This is a genomic window from Vibrio sp. YT-19(2023), assembly GCF_033337395.1.
Genome location: NZ_JAWOQN010000006.1, coordinates 162,579 through 182,327, shown reverse-complemented (window position 1 = coordinate 182,327; position 19,749 = coordinate 162,579). Strand labels below are relative to the sequence as shown.

The window sequence follows — 19,749 nt, the reverse complement described above, 5'->3', positions numbered from 1 at the left end:
AGCAGCAGCAATTGGCGCTGGACTAAACAAAGGCCCCCTTTTAGGGGGCTCACACAAAGCCACCTTCTTTAGAAGGTGGTAATTTACAGCGTAGTGGTTGGTTGTTTTAAAGCGAATTTCCCAGAGCAGAAAAGGTTGTAACTGTCATTGGTGTCAATTCAAAGTCAGTTGATTGACAGCCTGAAAGCCTTGATACATAAGGGCTAGAGAGTAAAGTGTCAAAAAAGTTAGTTATATTAATCTTCTTGTTTCTTTCCCTTTTTCTTCATCTTCAATATTCACCACATACCCCACTGACAAAACTGACAAAATTGACTTTTGATTGTAAGTTGTTGAAATGTATGGTCTTGTACTGTCAATTGGACTGACTTCTATTTGACAAATCACTATGAACTATCCGAAAGGGTGGTTTTGTATGTTCTACCAGAAAGTTTTTTCTTTATTAAGATGTGTACCCATAAAACACAGGCATAGGCTTATGTTTAAGGGAAATGCTAATTGTAGGGGCGGGGGGAATGGGAGTATAAAGGCCGCGTAAACAGCCTTTTTCGTCATTAAGTAGTTTTAAATGAGAGTTCTATGAGTTGGTTAAGCAAAATTTAAACTTCTCGATTGCTGTCGATGAACCTTTTAGATTGTACACTTCAGTTTGGCTATCAACGAATTGATTGTCAGGATAAACTCGTAAAATGAGTTTGGATCCATTAGCAATGTTATTAAGCAATAAAGTATCAGCGACTCCATAAGTTGGATCGCCACCAGCTCTAGTTCGACCCTGCTTTATCATCTCACCATCATCAATTTTTAACTGATATCCAGAACTACTGTAGTTACCAATACTGCCTGTTAAGCCAATAGCTTCGAAACTTTTCGTTGGTTTTGAGAAAAGAGATAGTCGAGGTTTGTCCCTAGCGAACTCACCGATGTTAAGCTGGCATGATGTAACCTCTTCCGTGAATTCATCTGAGAACTTAACAACTGTAAAAATGCTCTGTTTATAAACCATCTCGGGGGCTGATTGAGCAGAGAATGAAGCGACTATAGCAGTCGCTAGAATTAGTTTTTTCATATAACCTCGCCGTAATCTATTGAACTCTATTTCTTTATGTTTGCTTGAGTCTTTCTAAATCAAATCGTTGCATATTAAATATACAATAAGAAAGCTCTGATATTTTTAGAGTTAGTCACAACTAAGCAATCTATTGTGTACTTTGCTTGTTGACTGATGAGCGAGTTTATTGATGTTTGATTTTTTCTAATGCTTGTTCATTGGGGTAGTTAGCTCTTATTTGACTAACAACTTGACTAAAAATCGCAGGTATAAAAAAAGGTTAGTAAACACTACGCTTACTAACCTTCTTGAATTTGGTGGCCCCTCCCAGACTTGAACTGGGGACCAATCGATTATGAGTCGACTGCTCTAACCACTGAGCTAAGGGGCCTTAATAGGACAACGATTATAGGGGAAGCGTTGCAAGGTGTCTAGATACCAACTAGGGCAATTGCGCTTAGTTTTTATCCACTTAGAACAGTAGATAATAAAAAAGGTGACCTAAAGTCACCTTTTTTGATTTCTAAAAGCTTGTATGCGCTGCGATTATTCGTCTAGGAAGCTGCGCAGAGTCTCTGAGCGGCTTGGGTGACGAAGTTTACGTAGTGCTTTTGCTTCGATCTGACGGATACGCTCACGAGTAACGTCGAACTGCTTACCAACTTCTTCTAGAGTATGGTCAGTGTTCATGTCGATACCAAAGCGCATACGAAGTACTTTCGCTTCACGTGGCGTTAGACCTGCAAGCACGTCTTTTGTTGCCACCTTAAGGCTAGTTGCAGTTGCAGAATCTAGCGGAAGTTCTAGCGTTGTATCTTCGATAAAATCACCTAGATGCGAATCTTCGTCGTCACCGATTGGTGTCTCCATTGAGATAGGCTCTTTAGCGATTTTTAGAACTTTACGAATCTTGTCTTCTGGCATTTGCATGCGCTCTGCCAGTTCTTCCGGTAGTGGCTCGCGACCCATCTCTTGCAACATTTGACGAGAAATACGGTTTAGCTTGTTGATCGTTTCGATCATGTGTACCGGGATACGAATCGTACGTGCTTGGTCCGCGATTGAACGAGTGATTGCCTGACGGATCCACCACGTTGCGTAAGTCGAGAACTTGTAACCACGACGATATTCGAACTTATCTACCGCTTTCATCAGACCGATGTTACCTTCCTGGATCAGATCCAAGAACTGTAGGCCACGGTTGGTGTATTTCTTCGCGATAGAAATTACAAGACGCAAGTTCGCTTCAACCATCTCTTTCTTCGCACGGCGAGCTTTTGCTTCACCGATAGACATACGACGGCTGATGTCTTTAATGTTCTGTACGTTTAGAGAAGTCTCTTCTTCAATCATTTTTAGCTTAGCGATTGAACGACGGATTTCTTCTTCGTTACGTTTGATCTTTTCAGCGTATGGCTTGTCTGAAGCAAGAACTTCATCCAGCCAAGCTTCACTTGATTCATTACCAGTGAACAGCGCGATGAATGATTTCTTCGGCATTTTGCCGTATTCAACCACTGACTTCATGATCAGACGCTCTTGTGTACGAACGCGATCCATAGCAGTACGCAGTTCATTCACTAGGTGATCAAACTGTTTAGGCGTTAGACGAAACTCGCGGAATACGTCTAGCATCATTTCATTAGCAACGGTTGCTTTCGGGCTGTTATAGCCGTACTCGTTGATTGCTAATTGAAGATTTTGATAGGTGCTGCGTAGTTGGTTGAATTTCTCTAGCGCTAATTCTGGATCGATACCTACATCTTCTTCAGAATCATCTGAATCGTCATCGCTATCTTCGTCGTCATCAACGTCTTCATCGTCTTCTTCTTCTAACTGAGATTCAGTCAGTTCAGAACCGATGTGTGTTGCCGTTGGTGCAGCGGTGTCGTCAGCATCTGGATCTACAAAACCTGAAATTAGGTCTGTAAGACGTAGTTCTTCAGCTTGAACTTTGTCAAATTGCTCAAGAATGTACGGAATTGTGCCTGGGTATTCAGCAACAGACGATTGAACTTGGTTAATACCTTCTTCAATACGTTTTGCGATGTCGATTTCGCCTTCGCGAGTTAGAAGTTCGACAGTACCCATCTCACGCATGTACATACGTACTGGGTCTGTTGTACGACCAATCTCACTCTCTACGCTAGAAAGTGCAGCGGCTGCAGCTTCGGCTGCATCTTCATCGGTAATATTTGTGTCATCGTTCAGTGCTAAATCATCAGCATCAGGAGCAGTTTCTACTACCTTAATGCCCATGTCGTTGATCATCTGAATGATGTCTTCTACCTGTTCTGAATCTACGATTTCAGCAGGTAGGTGGTCATTTACTTCGGCGTAGGTCAGATAGCCTTGTTCCTTGCCTTTAATAACAAGTGACTTTAGCTGTGACTGCGGATTGTGATCCATAGACGGTATCCAACTTCGTAATCTGGTGAAGGAATCAGTATGCGAAATGCAAACCACTTACTATAACAAATTAAATCGTTGCTGACTAATTAAACAGGGTTACGCTTTTAAATCTAGCATAAGTGCTAGCAGCTCCCTTTTCTCTTCGGCTGATAAACCGACACTTCTTGCTTTGGCCTGCAGGTTTTCAATTTGTTTTTCTACGCACTGGGCAATAATTTTATCCAGTGAGTCTAAAAAGATTTCTTCTTGGTTGTCCTCATCGAGTGGAATGTCCCAACTCGCGAGACGAGACAGAAGGGTCTCATTTTGGCTGTTTCGCCAATGCTCTAATAATTGGCCTGTGTTGATATGGGGATGCGCTTGGCATTTATCAAGTACATCAACAAATAAACTTAGACCAGGAATGGGCAAATCTCTAACGCTAGTTAGATCTGGCACCATACTTACGTATTGTGGGTTTTGAATCAGTAACGCGATCACTTCTCGCATCGGCGTTCGCTTGATTTCTTTATGAGGTTGAGGCCTTTTATCCTCTTTACCTTGTTTTGAAATTAGCTGCTGTAGTTGGCGTTCATCAACCAAACCCAAACGGCGGCCAAGCAATTCTCTCAAGTATAGTCTTAAAGTGCCGCCAGGGACTTTATCAATGAGAGGAACCGCAAGAGTACTCAGTTTTGCCATGCCTTCTTTCGTGCTCATATCGACCTGCTGAGTCAATGAGCTGAACATGAATTCAGACAAGGGCATCGCATTAGACACTTGCTGCTCAAATGCTTGTTTTCCGTTTTGTCGGATATAAGAGTCGGGATCTTCTCCGTCCGGCAAAAACATGAATTTTAACTGGCGACCATCCGTTAGGTAAGGCAATGCATTTTCCATGGCACGCCACGCTGCTTCACGGCCTGCGCGGTCACCGTCATAACAACACACGACGGTGCTTGTTTGCCTGAATAACACTTGCAAGTGATCGCCCGTTGTCGAGGTTCCTAATGAGGCAACGGAATAATCTACGCCATATTGAGCAAGCGCGACAACATCCATATAGCCTTCAACCACTAAAATTTGTGGTGGCTCACGGTACGCTTGTAGTACTTCATAAAGGCCATACAACTCTTTACCTTTATGAAATATCGGGGTTTCGGGTGAGTTGAGATATTTTGGTGTCCCATCACCTAATACTCTACCACCAAAGCCTATTACTCGGCCGCGTCTGTCTCGAATAGGAAACATCACTCGACCACGGAATCGGTCGTAGCGGTTGCCTTTATCGTTTTCAATCAACATGCCGCCTGTGACGAGCATGTCTTGGTTTTCTTTATTTTGGCCAAAGTTCTTACGAACTAAATCCCATTCATCAGCCACATAGCCGATGCCAAACTTCTGGACGATTTCACCAGACAGGCCGCGATCTTTTAGATACTCAATCGCCACCTTACTTGCTGGCTGTTTGAGTTGGTTACGATAAAATTGAGCAATGCTGCCCATTAAGTCGTATAGGTTACGTTTTTCACTGCTGCTTGCTTGTGGGCCTGATTGAAACGAACCATTACCGCCGCTACGTTGTTCGCGAGGAACATCTAAACCCAAGTATGAAGCGAGTTCTTCAATGGCTTCGACGAATTCTAGTCGGTCGAATTCCATCAAAAAATCGATGGCATTTCCGTGCGCGCCACAACCAAAACAATGGTAGAACTGCTTTTCTTGACTGACACTGAATGAGGGTGTCTTTTCGTTGTGGAAAGGGCAGCATGCGCCGTAGTTTTTGCCTTTTTTCTTAAGTTTCACACGTGCGTCGATGATATCGACAATATCAAGTCGAGCTAGAAGGTCATCGATAAAACTGCGAGGGATGTGTCCAGCCATAAAACCTAACAAAAAAAGAAGATGATGAGTGGAGTGAATGCCTTAAAAGAATGAGCGTATTGCCCATTGATTTCATTCCATCCATCCAGATACAAACAAGCCGTGCGCTCCAAAGGATAGCACGGCTTGCTGCAATTGGGTGGGGTACCTTAAGCCAATTTAGCGCGAACTAAACCGCTTACTTTACCCATATCTGCACGCCCTTGAATTTGCGGTTTCAGAACGCCCATTACTTTGCCCATGTCTTGCATGCCAGCTGCTCCAGATTCAGCAATCGCGTTCTCGATGAGAGCCGCTACTTCTTCGTCTGTCAGTGGTTGAGGCATAAAGTCCTCAAGAACGGTAATTTCTGCTTGTTCCGCATCAGCAAGATCTTGACGACCCGCTGCTTCAAACTGCGTTACAGAGTCGCGACGTTGTTTAACCATCTTGGTCAATACTGCAAGAATGTCGTCATCGTTCAGAGTAATCTGTTCGTCAACTTCACGTTGCTTGATTGCTGATAGGGCTAAACGAATAGTACCAAGGCGCAATTTGTCCTTGGCTTTCATCGCTAATTTTTGCTCTTCTTTGAGTTGATCAATCAGAGCCATAACTAAATTCCTTTTGGAGCTCAGTTATTAGTACAGGCGAACGCGACGAGCGTTTTCGCGAGCTAGCTTCTTAGCGTGACGCTTTTGAGCTGCTGCTTTAGCGCGTTTGCGAACTGTAGTTGGTTTTTCGTAGTGCTCACGACGACGCACTTCAGAAAGGATACCTGCTTTTTCGCAAGAGCGCTTAAAACGACGTAGAGCAACGTCGAACGGTTCGTTTTCACGTACTTTAACTACTGGCATATGCCTTTCACCTCAGGGGTTATTCGTTAACGCTGGTATTCAACAGACCAAATCACAATTGTTAGGTCTCTTACCAGCTTGATCAAAAATGGTGCGGAATTTTAATCCGATCACAACTACTTTGTAAAGCCTTTTGTCGATTATTGTCTGTACAAAATTTGTTTGCAGCACCAAGGCGAGGTAATATGACGCCCAAATTTCCTCTATACAGAAAGCATACTGAGAAAACCATGCGCATTATTGGTATTGAAACCTCTTGTGACGAGACTGGCATCGCAATTTATGACGATGAAAACGGTCTCTTGTCACACAAGCTATACAGCCAAGTAAAACTGCACGCAGATTACGGCGGTGTGGTGCCTGAGTTGGCTTCACGTGACCACGTAAAGAAAACCATTCCTCTTATTAAAGAGGCACTAAAAGAAGCGAACTTAACTTCAAAAGACATCGATGGTGTCGCGTATACCGCGGGGCCTGGTCTTGTTGGGGCGCTATTAGTGGGTGCGACTATCGGTCGCAGTATTGCTTATGCTTGGGGAGTGCCAGCGGTACCTGTTCATCATATGGAAGGTCACCTATTGGCCCCAATGTTGGAAGATAACCCTCCACCGTTCCCGTTTGTGGCGGTATTAGTATCGGGCGGTCACTCTATGATGGTGGAAGTGAGAGGCATCGGTGAGTACAAAATTCTAGGTGAGTCGATTGATGATGCGGCGGGCGAAGCGTTTGATAAAACAGCGAAGCTAATGGGTTTGGATTACCCAGGCGGTCCACTATTATCTAAACTGGCGGAAAAAGGTACACCGGGCCGCTTTAAGTTCCCGCGCCCAATGACGAATGTGCCCGGTTTGGACATGAGTTTCTCTGGTCTAAAAACCTTTACGGCTAACACGATTGCTGCAAACGGTGATGACGAGCAAACCCGCGCGGACATCGCATTGGCATTTGAAGAGGCTGTGTGTGCTACGTTGGCTATTAAATGTAAGCGCGCGCTTGAGCAAACAGGCATGAAACGCATTGTTATTGCTGGTGGTGTGAGTGCTAACCGTCGTTTGCGAGCTGAGTTAGAGAAGTTAGCGAAGAAAGTTGGCGGCGAAGTTTACTACCCACGTACTGAGTTCTGTACAGATAACGGTGCGATGATCGCTTACGCAGGCATGCAGCGCTTGAAGAATGGCGAAGTGGCTGATATGTCAGTAGAGGCTCGTCCACGTTGGCCAATTGATCAACTAACACCTGTCGCTTAGTCAAATTTATGCGGTAGGTTTGAAACCGGTTCTGTGTAATAAAGGTCTCTGCTCCTCAGAGGCCTTTATTTTTAATTATTCAATGAACCGCCTCGTTTTACATTCTGACTGATGCGAGCAGTTCGCTATTGTTTCAGTGCTAGGATGACGTGGAAGAATAAGAAATGGATATAACAATGAATAAGTTTGAAATTGAAGGTCAGCAACTTGCTTATCTAGATAAAGGTGAGGGCCCTGTGCTTCTATTTGGTCATAGTTACCTTTGGGATAGCCAAATGTGGGCGCCGCAAGTAGAGGTTTTAAGCCAGTCATTCCGTTGTATTGTGCCAGATCTTTGGGCACATGGTGAATCGGACGCTGCACCTGCATCGACACAGTCATTGGCCGACTATGCACAACATATGTTGGCATTGATGGATCATTTAGATATCGAAGAGTTCTCGATAGTGGGCTTATCTGTTGGCGGCATGTGGGGAGCGGAGCTAACGGCTCAAGCGCCGCAACGTGTTAAGTCACTGGTATTGATGGATACCTTCATTGGCTGGGAGCCAGAAGTTACGTATAAAAAGTATTTTGCAATGCTTGATACCATCAGCCAAGTCCAAGCAGTGCCTGCGCCAATTATTGAAGCCGTTGTGCCGCTGTTCTTTGCCAACAACGTCAATCAGGATAACCCTAAACTTGTCGCTTCATTCAAACGCAGTTTAGAAGAGCTGAACGGTGAGCGTGCGGTGGAAGTAGCTCGCATGGGGCGCATGGTGTTTGGTCGCCGTGATGTGATTGAAGATTCGGAAAAATTCGCTCTGCCGACGTTAATTGCGGTGGGCTGTGAAGATAAGCCTCGCCCGGTTTTCGAATCGTATTTAATGAAAGACTGTATCACGGGCAGTGAGTTGGTAGAAATTCCGCAAGCGGGACACATCAGTTGTTTAGAACAGCCGGAGTTCGTCAACCAAATGTTGTTGAACTTCCTGAATCGAGTTCATGCGTAACCAATGCATCCCTCTTTAAACGAAAAACTCGGCATTAAGCCGAGTTTTTTTGTGTCAGTTTCTTCTCGCCGATTTTTGGCTCGTCGCCAGACAAAAGCCGACGAATATTTTGATGATGCTTAAATACGATTAAGCAACACAGCATAGCAACAGGTAACGTGTATTGCGGTTTAAACATCCAAGTATAAAACGGAGTGACCAAAACCGTGACGAGAGCCGCTAAGGATGAATAGCGGAATAGCGCGGCTACTGACAGCCAAGTTAACATCACCAATCCTGTTAAGTCCAAACCAATCGGAGCGATAGCGCCAAGCGCGGTTGCGACACCTTTTCCGCCTTTAAAGTGGAAAAAGATGGGGTACATGTGGCCAAGACAGGCAGCAATGGCGATGACGCCAAGAATGATAGGGTCGATACCAAGAAAGTATCCGCCCCACACGGGGATAGTGCCTTTGAGCATATCGCACAACAAGACTGAAACAGCGGCTCCTCGTCCGCCAATACGCAATACGTTCGTTGCTCCAGGATTGTTAGATCCCACACTGCGTGGGTCTGGCAGTTTTAAGAGTCGACAGATCAAAACCGCACTGGAAACCGAACCTAATAAATAGGCGGCCATTGTCATTATCAGTGCCAGTGCGTCCATAGAAGTCCTTGATGGATTGGAATTTAATGCTCGGTTCCCGCGTAGTTGCTATCATACCCCGAATTTACATAATGCAGAAATCCTCACTGTGATAGAGCTTGCATTATGTGATTTCTTGTATATAAAGATGCTTTCGCAGTTTATACCTAAGTAACATTGTGATGACCAAAGTAAATGTTACTTAGGTATAGAATACTACGATCAAATTACCCCTCACGGGTATCCGACCTCTGTAATAGAAGGACATAAGATGGCTCTGGATAAAGTTTTTATTGAACAGTTAGAAGTAATCACCACAATTGGCGTGTACGACTGGGAACAACAAATCAAACAAAAGTTGGTTCTAGATATTGAAATGGCACACGATAATAAACCTGCGGGCAAAAGTGATGATGTGCAAGATGCACTGGATTATTCGCAGGTGAGTGAGGCGGTACTTAACCACATTGAAAATGGTCGTTTCTTACTGGTCGAGCGCGTGGCTGAAGAAGTAGCAGAGCTTATCATGCTGCGTTTCTCAGTGCCTTGGGTGAAAATCCGCCTAGCGAAGCCTGGCGCCGTGTCGCAAGCACGTGCTGTTGGTGTGGTGATTGAGCGAGGCCGAGCATGATCACCACCTATATCGGTGTTGGGACGAACGTAGAAAGAGAGCAACATGTGCTTGCTGCGTATCAGGAGCTGCAACGGCTTGGAGAAAATCTCCTCGTATCACCGATATATGAATGCGAACCTATTGGTTTTAGCAGCAAGAATTTCTACAACTTTGTCGTTGCAATGCGTACCGAGTTGTCATTAGAAGAGTTGAGCCATCAACTACGCGAGATTGAATTTAAGTGGGGACGCGAAGAAAACGCGCAAAAGTATCAGGATCGAACACTGGATCTCGATATAGTGTTGTTCGGTGAGCGCGTCTCCAAGAAAAAACCTGAGCTACCTCGCAGTGATATCTACAAATATCCTTTTGTCACAAAGCCGCTGTATGATCTCGAACCGCAATTAGTGATCCCAGGCGATGGACGCACAGTCGCAGACATTTGGCATGCTATGCAGCCAGTCGATTCGCTCAAACCCGTTTCCTTTCATTTTTAATTTGAGTTGTTTACATGAGTTATTTTGAAGCCTTTATTTTGGCTCTGATTCAGGGGCTGACAGAGTTTTTGCCTATTTCAAGCTCTGCCCATTTGATCCTGCCTTCCGCTATTTTAGGATGGGAAGACCAAGGTCTAGCCTTTGATGTTGCTGTTCACGTCGGTACATTAATGGCTGTCGTGATCTATTTTCGTCATGAAGTAATCACTTTGTTTCAAGCGTTATTTGCTTCGATCTTTAAAGGAGATCGCAGTAAAGAAGCTAAATTGGCTTGGATGATCGTGATTGCGACGATTCCAGCTTGTGTGTTCGGCTTATTGATGAAAGACATCATTGAAGTGTATCTACGTAGCGCTTACGTCATCGCGACTACTACGATCGTATTTGGCCTGTTGCTATGGTGGGTAGACAAAAACGCTAAACTCGTTGCCGATGAATACCAAACGGGTTGGAAGAAAGCTGTATTTATCGGTATTGCTCAAGCCTTAGCGATGATTCCTGGAACTTCACGTTCAGGGGCGACCATCACAGCAGCGCTTTACCTTGGCTTTACTCGAGAAGCGGCTGCCCGATTTTCGTTTTTAATGTCGATCCCAATCATTACATTAGCTGGTAGCTACTTAGGCATGAAGTTAGTGACCAGTGGTGAACCTGTCCATGTTGGTTTCTTAATGACTGGCATTATCACATCGTTTATCAGTGCGTACATCTGTATCCACTTCTTCTTGAAGATGATTTCACGAATGGGCATGACACCGTTTGTGATTTACCGTCTCATTTTGGGCGTCGGTTTGTTCGCTTTTCTATTAAGTGCATAATTGATGTTAACGAAAAACGCCCGCGAAATCCGCGGGCGTTTTTGTTTGTTCGTTACTTCTTAAGTGCTGCTTTCACTGCTTCAATACGTCGTTTTTCTTGCTCGTCACGAATCGCAGGGCCTTTAAAGCCCTCTTTGATAATGGCTTGAACGTCAACTGCCGCTGCTGCTTGGTAGGCTTGCCTAAAAATATCCGCCTGTGGATATGGTTGCGTTTCCAGTCCTTTACGACCAGCGTGATCCGCTTGGCAGCAAAGCAAGATATCTTGCAGACGTTCGGACTTACGCCACACATCAAGTTTATTGAGTATTTTAATTATGGTTTGTGGTTTAAGTTCAGCCGCGCGATGAATATTGGAGTGCTGTTCGCACACCATCAAGGCTAAATCACGAAACTCATTTGGTACCCGGACACGTTCGCACAGCTTTTTGATCAGTTTTAATCCTGTATGGCAATGCATTTTGTGGCTTGGCCATTCGCTCTCTGGCGTCACGCCCTTACCCAAGTCATGCACTTGGGCGGCAAACCTGACGGGGAGTGAGTTACTCAATTTTGCGGCTTGCTCTGCCACCATCAAAGTATGGATGCCAGTATCGATTTCTGGATGCCACTTCTCAGGTTGAGGTACGCCAAATAGTGCATCAATTTCAGGTAACACCACGGTTAATGCACCACAGTCTCGTAGAACCGATAAGAAAATATCAGGGCGAGGAGTAGAGAGAGATTTATGCCATTCTTGCCAAACACGCTCGGGAGTCAGTGTGCTCAGCTCTCCGGACTCTGCCATGTGACGCATTAACCGCATGGTTTCGTCGGCAACCGTAAAGTTTAGATCAGCAAGCTTCGCTGCGAAGCGAGCGACACGTAAAACGCGTAGAGGGTCTTCAATAAAGGCGTCTGATACATGGCGTAGCAGTTTATCGTTGAGATCTTGCTGGCCACCATATGGGTCATGGATCGTGCCATCACTCTCCATTGCCATCGCGTTAATGGTTAAATCACGACGTATCAAATCTTCTTCTAAGGTGACGTTTTGATCGAAGAAACATTCAAAACCAGTGTAACCAGAACCTGACTTTCTCTCTGTTCGTGCAAGGGCATATTCTTCTTTACTTTTGGGATGCAGAAATACAGGAAAGTCTTTACCAACGGCGGTGTATCCTTGGGACAGCATCATCTCGGGCGTCGCGCCTACGACCACCCAGTCGTTGTCATAACTATCAATTCCGAGCAATTTATCTCGAACTGCGCCACCTACTAAATAAACTTGCACGAATTACCTCTTAATTTATGGATATGCCGTTGGACATTGTAGCAAGCAATGGTACTTTTCTTTACTCCTAAGAATAGAAGAAGAGCGTTTATACCATGTCTGACTATTCCCAGGTGGTTTTTTAGCTGGAGAGCCTAATGTATAAGGACTTTTTTGGGTTTGTCGAACAACCATTTTCGATTGTTCCAAACTCACGTTATTTGTATTTAAGCCAACGTCACAAAGAGGCAATCACACATCTCCAAGCTGGGCTAGGCGATGGCGGTGGCTTTGCTATGCTTACTGGCGAAGTAGGTACAGGCAAAACGACCGTCGCAAAAGCGATGCTGGCGAATTTGGGTGATAACACCAAAGCGGGTCTTATTCTCAATCCCACGTTTTCGAGTAGAGACTTGCTCGAAGCCATTTGCGATGAGTTCAAAATCACCTATCCGCCAGATGCAAACCTCAAACAGCTAAACCAGGTTATCCATCAATATTTGCTGCGTAATTATCGTTCAGGCTGGCAGACATTGCTGGTCATTGATGAGGCTCAACACCTTGCCGCCGACGTTCTAGAGCAGTTGCGCTTGTTGACCAACTTGGAAACCGATACCAGAAAATTGCTCAAAGTGTTGTTGGTCGGGCAGCCTGAATTGCAGCGGTTATTACAAACAACACAACTACGCCAACTTGCCCAGCGTATTACCGGGCGTTATCACCTGTTGCCGTTGGATGAAAAAGAGACAGAAGATTACATCGCATTTCGACTACATACAGCAGGTGGCGACCAGCAACTGTTTAATCGTGCTTCTTGTAAACTTATAGCCAAATACAGTCACGGTATACCGCGGCTCATCAACCTTATCTGTGACAAATCCCTCAACATTAGTTATCACCAGGGTAATGTGGTGGTGGATAAGCAAACCGTTCAGCAGGCCTGTGAAGAGGTGATGCAGTTTCAGGCAGATATTTATCAGCAAGATAAAAAAGAGCGCCGGACTTTCCGTTGGCCTGCTTGGGGCTCTGTCACGGTAGGCCTTATTGCTGCATTAAGTACGGGGTGGGCGGTCGTGAATTATATGCCAGCTCAAGCGACGTCAGTGTTGACACAAGTGACGGAGCCAAGAGTAGAGCCAACACCAACCGTCGTCAGCCAACAGTTAACGGATGAGCAGCGTGCTTTATTGTTAACACAAAAACAGTCGAACCTCGCTGTAAATGATTTGTATCGTTTGTGGGGGTATCAAGCATCGGTTCGCGATAACCTTTGTTTGTCAGAACCGCAGTCGACTATGCGTTGTGAGCGTAAAATGGCGACTTGGCCGCTGTTGATGCAACAAAATCGCCCTGTGATCTTGGAGTTGAATTATCAAGGTGATGTTGGGTATGTCATTCTATATGCCGTCGGTAATGACCAAGCTGAAGTGCTCAATGGTAAGCAGCGTCTCCGTCTGCCAATTTCATGGTTAAAGCCGTTGTGGCAGGGCAATATTATCGAACTGTGGCATGCTCCGCTGAATGAAACATTACGTTTAGACATGGAAGGCCCTGCGATTGAAGTATTAGACCGATTATTAGCAGAAGCGGTGAGTGAGCCACTGCTTGAAACGTCTATTTTTGATGGTGCGATGAAAGAGCGAGTCGAGTTATTTCAACGCTGGCAAGGAATTGGTGTCGATGGTATTGCAGGTAAGCGAACGCTAGACCGACTTCAGCAAAATGTTCAGCCAGATGCGCCTCAACTGGCGAGAATAGAGAAGGAGGACGCATAATGTCAGCTGTGAAACATATAGGTCTGTTCTTGCTGCCAATCACTGCTTCTGCTATTGGAGTCGCTTGGTACTTAGATCTCTTTGCACCGAGTGTTGAAGTAGATACAACGTCCCCGATAGAAAAGGTCGAAGTGGTATCACCTTTCAAAGTATTAGACTATCCAGAGAACACCCAGTTGGCCCAATTGCCAAGAGAGTGGCCAAGTGCAGAGCTATCGCGTGATTTTGGTACATTTACCACCCCCGATGAATACACGAGCCATACACCAAGCAGAGATGAAACACGCAACTCAGCATCAACCCAAACGACTTCTCCTGCTGAAGAGGACCTCGGGTTGTCTTTGGATGATCTGGATTTATCCTCATTATCTCCTGATTTAGCTAGGAAGGTCGAAAATGCCTTATCCCGAGATGATGACAACTCTTCATCACAAACGGCACGCGTGAACGATTTAGAGCGCAACGCTCACCAGTGGCAAGGGCGTCTACCTGCGCTTAATTTGCAAACCCATATGTACGCTAGTGATGAAAATCGCCGTTGGGTGAAAATTAACAATGTTGAGTATCATCAAGGGGATGTCGTTGATGATCAGGTCACTCTAAGAGAAATACAACCGCAAGCTGTGATTGTTGAGTTCCAAGGTGAGCAAATTCGTATACCAGCGTTGTATGAGTGGAAAGGCTAACTCTTGTAGAAACACATCAAGCCAGCGAAATCATATCGCTGGCTTTTTATTTTTCAGAGCATCTTTTGCATCTATTCTGGTGATGATTTTTAGATACTCAAACAAGCAAAATATAGCTTTTCTCAGTCGTTTAAATAGCACCAATATCATTCATCTATTGATAGCGCGATTCCAGTCAGCGTTGTGTAAAAAGACACCATCTTCACGAACTTCGGAGTAATGACTTGGTCCACGTTAGACCCCATCACATAATAGGAGTCTAAACAGAGACACATGCGTATTCTGATTTTTTCTTTAAGTATTGTTGCATCGACAAGCTATGCAGCAAAGCCAGACCCATTCCCAGTTACACCAGATAGTCGCGGGCAAGATTTCATGGTCAGTGCGACGAATCCTTACGTGAGCAGTACCGGTTACTCAATATTGAAAGAAGGCGGTAACGCTGTTGATGCTATGGTCGCGATGCAGATGGTGATGTCTGTCGTTGAGCCAGATATGACCGGAATTGGCGGCGGGACTTTCGCGCTGTTTTATCAACATGACGAGAAAAAATTTCTGGCCCTTGATGGTCGAGATGAAGCGCCCTCTAGCGCGAACCCTGAAATGTTTGTTGAGAATGGGGAAGTACTCAGTCGCAACGAAATATTAGGCCCTCGTTCTGTTGCGGTTCCGGGCACGTTGCGGTTGCTTTACACCACTCATGAACAATACGGCAAGTTGCCATGGGCAGAGCTGATTAAGCCGGCGATTACATTGGCGAGCAATGGGTACGCGATGAACAGCTACACCTACGACATCGTAGTAAGAGAGCAAAGCCGACTTGAGCAAGATCCGGAAGTGAAAGCCTTGTATTGGCAAGGGGACGATATTAAGCCGACGGGAACCTTGATGAAGAACCCTAAGATGGCTGAGACGCTGAGGAAGATCGCGCAACAAGGCGATAGTTACCTTTATGGTGGTGAGCTTGGTCAGCACATCGTAGAGACGGTTAATAGTCGTATTGACGACCAACACGAGAAGTTGTCTTTAGAAGATTTTAAACATTACCAAGTGAAGCAGCGTGACATCATTGAGAGCGACTACCGTGGGAATAAAATCGTCTCTTTTGGTTACCCAGCTTCGGGCGGTGTGATGGTCGCTCAGAGTCTTGAACTGCTTGCACCCTATGACATTGCCCATATGGCGAAAACGGATGTGGAACCTTGGCGTCTCATGACTGAAGCGATGCGAATTGCAAAAGCCGATCGTATTGCGTATGCCGGAGATCCGGATTATGTGGAAGCGCCAGTTGAACAGTTGTTGTCTAAAGCCTATCTAGATCAGAGACGTGATTTAATCCCCGATAATGGCACTTCAAAAGAGGATCCAAAAGCAGGACAGATAACGCAAACTCAGTATGCGCAATATCAAGGCTTCGAGAGCAAAGATACAGGGCATATTTCTATCGTCGATAGAGATGGAAATGCAATAGCAATGACTAGTACGGTAGGAACGGGTATGGGCTCGGGTGTGATGGTCGATGGCGTTATCTTGAACGCGCAGATGGCTAACTTCTCACCTCTGCCAACGGTTAACGGCAAACCTACGCAAAACTCAATTGAAGCGGGCAAGCGTCCACGTTCGGCTATTACGCCATTAATGGTGATGGACAGTGATGATAATTTGCGTTTGGTGGTTGGGTCACCAGGTAGTTCACAAATCCCGGGGTATGTACTCAAAACCGTGGTTGGGGTGCTGGATTGGAACTTATCAGCGCAAGAGGCTATTGACTTACCAAACATCCAGTATGGCACTAAGATAGACCGCACCAAGTCTTATGACCCGACTGGTTTGCTGGTGGAAAAGAAAACGTTCGCAGAAATGTTGGTGCCTGAGTTTATGGAGCTTGGCTACCCAGTGCACGTTATTCCAGTGGTAAGCGGTTTGAATGCAATTGAGCTAAAAGATGGCAAGCTTTATGGCGCAACGGATCGTCGTCGAGCCTCTAGTTCAATGGGGGAGTAGTACTCACTTCTATCAAACGAAGCAAACTAAAAAGCCAGTCAATATCGACTGGCTTTTGCGTTCTTTTTAAAGATAAAAGCGTAAGGGTTTATGCCCAACCCGCAGGAGAGCGCTTTCTACGAGGCATGACATGCGGAAGAATCAAACCAAATAGTAAACCTAAACCTGCGACACCGCCGCCATAAGTGAAGTACTTAAGCAGCATGTCATCTTTTTGTGTATCCAGTTTTGCGCGTAGCTCGCGGTTTTCTGTTTCAACAGAAGTAAGCTGATCGCTGATCTCAGAGTATTTATTTTCTAGATCTGAAATTTGTTGGTTACGTGTTTCGAGAGAGGTAACAAGACCGGCTTTCTCTGCATCAGAAGTTTGACGAGCATTAGCAAGCTGCTCTTTTACTTCGGCTAGCTCTTTCTCAATGCGAGGAAGGCGAATTGCCATGCTCTCTTGGTTTGTCACAAACTTGCTTTGTACCCAACCAGTGCGACCACGGTCATCACGAACTTGCGTATAGCCAGTATCTCGGTTGGTTTTAATCAGTTGTACTTTAGAACCGGCGTTAACACTACCAATAATACGGTAGGTGTTATTTGGACCTGAGTGCATAAAAGTGAAGAGGTCATCAGAAATATAACGGTCTGCTGCTAGGGCCGCTGGCGCTGCTAGCAAAGTAAACAAAACCGTGATGATTAGTTTTTTCACAGTAAATCCCTTAACGATTTTTCTTGGAGACAGCGTTGGCACCGAATGATTGGAGCCGGAAATAGACGAATAGTATGCAGTTTCAAACCTCGGTGCAACAAAGAAGGGAGGCAAAGCCTCCCTTTCTGTGCGTTTGAGTCAATAATGACAAAGCGCTTACATTCTATTGACGAGTGTCTTAAGCGAACATCGCTTGAAGTCCGTAGAAGAATACTACGGCCAATAACGCACCCGCTGGTAGTGTAACGATCCATGATGCCACGATGTTACGAACTACGCCTAGGTTCAGTGCTGCGATACCACGAGCAAAGCCAACACCGAGAACCGCACCAACCAATGTTTGAGTGGTTGAAATTGGCAGGCCTGTACCAGACGCTAGAACTACTGTACATGCTGTTGCTAGCTGTGCTGCAAAACCGCGGCTAGGCGTTAGCTCAGTGATGCCTGTACCAACAGTTGCCATTACTTTGTGACCTAGTGTTGCAAGACCGACCACGATACCAATACCACCAAGAGGTAGAATCCACCAAGCGATGGTGCTTTTCGTGCTGATTTCGCCCATGTGTTCAACAGTCGATACGACAGCAGACAGCGGACCAATGGCGTTTGCAACGTCGTTTGAACCGTGTGCAAATGCCATCGCACAAGCGGTGATAACCATCAGAACGCTGAAGATACCTTCCACGCCAGAAAAGCTGCGGTCTTCTTCGCGATTAGCGAATTTTTTCTGGATGTATACGTAGCCGCCAATCATCACAAGTGCTGAAACTGCTGCTGCCCACATCCAGGCTTCACCATTGGTCAGGTGAAGACCAACGTGTTTTAGACCTTTTTTGATGGTTACAAGTGCAATCACCATTGTTGTGATGAACATGTAAACAGGTACAAAACGTTTCGCATTAAACAGAGGGTTCTCTGTATCAAAAATCAGGCGTTGTGCGCTGACAAAGATAACGTAAGCAAAGAAACCTGAAATCACTGGCGTAATAATCCAGCTACCAACAATGCCTTGAACGCTGCCCCAGTCAACCGCTTCAGTACCTACTGATACGCATGCAAAACCAATGATTGCACCGATGATTGAGTGAGTCGTTGATACTGGCCAGCCCATGTAAGAAGCAAGAAGCAGCCATGTACCTGCTGCCAAAAGCGCAGACATCATTCCGTAGACAAGAACATCTGGTTGACTAGCAAATAAAGAAGTTTCGATTACACCTTTACGGATAGTGTCGGTTACTTCACCGCCTGCAAGGTAAGCACCTGCAAATTCGAAGATCATCGCAATGATGATAGCTTGTTTTACAGTTAGCGCTTTTGAACCTACAGATGTACCCATCGCATTAGCAACGTCGTTCGCGCCAATACCAATCGCCATCATGAAACCAAAAATCGCTGCAACAATAATCAGGACAGTGCCGTAGTTCGCAAGGATATCCATCGTAATACCTAGTTGTTTTATAACAAGCGGAACAAAATTTTACGCGCGCCAAACCATAAGACGATGAAAATAGTCATCGTCCCTATGACACGTGTTAATTATGCTCTTCGTTATGTCGTTAACTTTATGTTTTAAGATCGAGATAGCATGACTTCCAAACGAGCACCTACGCGCTGCGCTTGGTCGGCAATACCACCTACCCATTCAAGAATCTTGTATAGGAACATGACATCGATAGGGTTCATGTCAGCTTCAATCACCATCAACTGTTGGCGAAGTTCAATCTGCATGGCATCGGTATCATCTTCGATAACGTCTAATTGATGAATCATTTCAGCGACGAGCGTCACTTCACGGCCTTTGAAGCCGGTTTCTAGCAATTCATCAAGTTCATTGATTACCTTTTGCGCCTGATCGGCAGCATCAAGACAACGTTGAACGTAAGCGAGGAAGTTTGGTTGGAGAGCCTCAGGGATGACAAGTTGACGACCATATACACGGCCAGCAATGTCTTTTGCCAGGTTTGCAAGTTTGTCCTGTTGAGTCAAAAGCTCAAGCATGTCAGTACGGTCGACTGGCATGAACAAACCGCGAGGCAGTTTTAGACGGATTTCACGTTTCAGCACATCCGCTTCTTTCTCTAGGTGAGAAATTTGTGCACGGATTTCTGCTGCTTTTTCCCAATCACCCTTTGAAGATACTTCAAAGAATTTCACCAAGTGTGAACAACATTCGTTGACACACACAACGTGGCGTTGCAAAGGCTTAATTGGGGACTTTGCAAATAACCCCATAATTGTATTTACTGGCATGGTCATTCAACCTAATAACTATAACCTTAAAAAAACATACACCATTTCTGAGTGCTTGGCGAAATGTTGAACGATGGCTATAAAGGCGCGCATGGTAACGCATTAAATCGCTCATTAAAACTGTTTTA

18 protein-coding genes and 1 tRNA gene are annotated in these 19,749 nt (G+C 45.2%); 8 read left to right on the top strand and 11 right to left on the bottom strand.

Annotation, left to right across the window (positions count from 1 at the left end; translation table 11 throughout):
* Positions 1 to 577 precede the first annotated feature (577 nt).
* From R7E78_RS06750 to rpsU, 6 genes are all read right to left on the bottom strand, one after another.
* Complete coding sequence (locus R7E78_RS06750) at positions 578 to 1,069, bottom strand: hypothetical protein (protein ID WP_213916422.1); 492 nt, start codon at positions 1,067 to 1,069, stop codon at positions 578 to 580.
* Between the two features lie 297 nt (positions 1,070 to 1,366).
* A tRNA-Ile gene (locus R7E78_RS06745) sits at positions 1,367 to 1,442 on the bottom strand.
* Between the two features lie 155 nt (positions 1,443 to 1,597).
* Positions 1,598 to 3,460, bottom strand: a complete 1,863-nt coding sequence (gene rpoD / locus R7E78_RS06740) for an RNA polymerase sigma factor RpoD (protein ID WP_005395986.1) — start codon at positions 3,458 to 3,460, stop codon at positions 1,598 to 1,600.
* A gap of 99 nt (positions 3,461 to 3,559) precedes the next feature.
* The gene (dnaG, locus tag R7E78_RS06735; RefSeq protein ID WP_005379719.1) at positions 3,560 to 5,326 is read right to left on the bottom strand and encodes a DNA primase; all 1,767 of its coding nucleotides are present in this window, start codon (positions 5,324 to 5,326) and stop codon (positions 3,560 to 3,562) included.
* Positions 5,327 to 5,475: 149 nt separating this feature from the next.
* The gene (locus tag R7E78_RS06730; RefSeq protein ID WP_054574265.1) at positions 5,476 to 5,919 is read right to left on the bottom strand and encodes a GatB/YqeY domain-containing protein; all 444 of its coding nucleotides are present in this window, start codon (positions 5,917 to 5,919) and stop codon (positions 5,476 to 5,478) included.
* A gap of 27 nt (positions 5,920 to 5,946) precedes the next feature.
* On the bottom strand, positions 5,947 to 6,162 hold the full coding sequence (rpsU, locus tag R7E78_RS06725) for a 30S ribosomal protein S21 (protein WP_001145625.1): 216 nt from the start codon (positions 6,160 to 6,162) through the stop codon (positions 5,947 to 5,949).
* A gap of 230 nt (positions 6,163 to 6,392) precedes the next feature.
* On the opposite strand from rpsU, the gene tsaD reads away from it, so the two are divergent.
* Both tsaD and R7E78_RS06715 read left to right on the top strand, forming a co-directional pair.
* Positions 6,393 to 7,409: a tRNA (adenosine(37)-N6)-threonylcarbamoyltransferase complex transferase subunit TsaD gene (gene tsaD, locus R7E78_RS06720; RefSeq protein ID WP_005379854.1), complete on the top strand. Its 1,017-nt coding sequence runs from the start codon at positions 6,393 to 6,395 to the stop codon at positions 7,407 to 7,409.
* 176 nt (positions 7,410 to 7,585) lie between these two features.
* The gene (locus tag R7E78_RS06715; RefSeq protein ID WP_005379855.1) at positions 7,586 to 8,401 is read left to right on the top strand and encodes an alpha/beta fold hydrolase; all 816 of its coding nucleotides are present in this window, start codon (positions 7,586 to 7,588) and stop codon (positions 8,399 to 8,401) included.
* 34 nt (positions 8,402 to 8,435) lie between these two features.
* On the opposite strand, the gene plsY is transcribed toward R7E78_RS06715, so the two are convergent.
* Complete coding sequence (gene plsY, locus R7E78_RS06710) at positions 8,436 to 9,047, bottom strand: glycerol-3-phosphate 1-O-acyltransferase PlsY (protein ID WP_005379857.1); 612 nt, start codon at positions 9,045 to 9,047, stop codon at positions 8,436 to 8,438.
* Positions 9,048 to 9,297: 250 nt separating this feature from the next.
* On the opposite strand from plsY, the gene folB reads away from it, so the two are divergent.
* Genes folB through R7E78_RS06695 form a run of 3 tightly spaced genes read left to right on the top strand, consistent with a single transcriptional unit; the run spans position 9,298 to position 10,954 of the window.
* Positions 9,298 to 9,657, top strand: coding sequence for a bifunctional dihydroneopterin aldolase/7,8-dihydroneopterin epimerase (folB, locus tag R7E78_RS06705; protein ID WP_318057769.1), 360 nt, complete (start codon positions 9,298 to 9,300; stop codon positions 9,655 to 9,657).
* Entirely contained in the window at positions 9,654 to 10,136 is a 483-nt protein-coding gene (folK, locus tag R7E78_RS06700; protein ID WP_005387457.1) for a 2-amino-4-hydroxy-6-hydroxymethyldihydropteridine diphosphokinase, read from the top strand. Before folB ends, folK begins: the two co-directional genes overlap by 4 nt.
* 14 nt (positions 10,137 to 10,150) lie before the next feature.
* A complete protein-coding gene (locus tag R7E78_RS06695) occupies positions 10,151 to 10,954 on the top strand; it encodes an undecaprenyl-diphosphate phosphatase (protein ID WP_017820255.1) in 804 nt (267 codons plus the stop codon).
* A 52-nt stretch (positions 10,955 to 11,006) separates the two neighbouring features.
* Here the strand turns inward: R7E78_RS06695 and R7E78_RS06690 are convergent, their stop codons facing one another.
* Positions 11,007 to 12,227, bottom strand: coding sequence for a multifunctional CCA addition/repair protein (locus R7E78_RS06690; RefSeq protein ID WP_005379907.1), 1,221 nt, complete (start codon positions 12,225 to 12,227; stop codon positions 11,007 to 11,009).
* Positions 12,228 to 12,364: 137 nt separating this feature from the next.
* Between R7E78_RS06690 and R7E78_RS06685 the strand changes: the two genes are divergently transcribed.
* The 3 genes from R7E78_RS06685 to ggt all read left to right on the top strand — a co-directional run bounded on the left by R7E78_RS06685 (position 12,365) and on the right by ggt (position 16,671).
* Positions 12,365 to 13,981, top strand: a complete 1,617-nt coding sequence (locus R7E78_RS06685) for an ExeA family protein (RefSeq protein WP_017820254.1) — start codon at positions 12,365 to 12,367, stop codon at positions 13,979 to 13,981.
* The gene (locus R7E78_RS06680) at positions 13,981 to 14,667 is read left to right on the top strand and encodes a general secretion pathway protein GspB (protein WP_017820253.1); all 687 of its coding nucleotides are present in this window, start codon (positions 13,981 to 13,983) and stop codon (positions 14,665 to 14,667) included. The genes R7E78_RS06685 and R7E78_RS06680 overlap by 1 nt, the downstream gene beginning before the upstream one ends.
* Positions 14,668 to 14,940: 273 nt before the next feature.
* The gene (ggt, locus tag R7E78_RS06675; protein ID WP_203345692.1) at positions 14,941 to 16,671 is read left to right on the top strand and encodes a gamma-glutamyltransferase; all 1,731 of its coding nucleotides are present in this window, start codon (positions 14,941 to 14,943) and stop codon (positions 16,669 to 16,671) included.
* An 88-nt stretch (positions 16,672 to 16,759) separates the two neighbouring features.
* Here the strand turns inward: ggt and R7E78_RS06670 are convergent, their stop codons facing one another.
* The 3 genes from R7E78_RS06670 to R7E78_RS06660 all read right to left on the bottom strand — a co-directional run bounded on the left by R7E78_RS06670 (position 16,760) and on the right by R7E78_RS06660 (position 19,621).
* The gene (locus R7E78_RS06670) at positions 16,760 to 17,371 is read right to left on the bottom strand and encodes a TIGR04211 family SH3 domain-containing protein (protein WP_005379900.1); all 612 of its coding nucleotides are present in this window, start codon (positions 17,369 to 17,371) and stop codon (positions 16,760 to 16,762) included.
* 178 nt (positions 17,372 to 17,549) lie between these two features.
* Positions 17,550 to 18,809: an inorganic phosphate transporter gene (locus R7E78_RS06665; protein ID WP_005379898.1), complete on the bottom strand. Its 1,260-nt coding sequence runs from the start codon at positions 18,807 to 18,809 to the stop codon at positions 17,550 to 17,552.
* 131 nt (positions 18,810 to 18,940) lie between these two features.
* On the bottom strand, positions 18,941 to 19,621 hold the full coding sequence (locus tag R7E78_RS06660; protein WP_005379896.1) for a TIGR00153 family protein: 681 nt from the start codon (positions 19,619 to 19,621) through the stop codon (positions 18,941 to 18,943).
* Positions 19,622 to 19,749 lie beyond the last annotated feature (128 nt).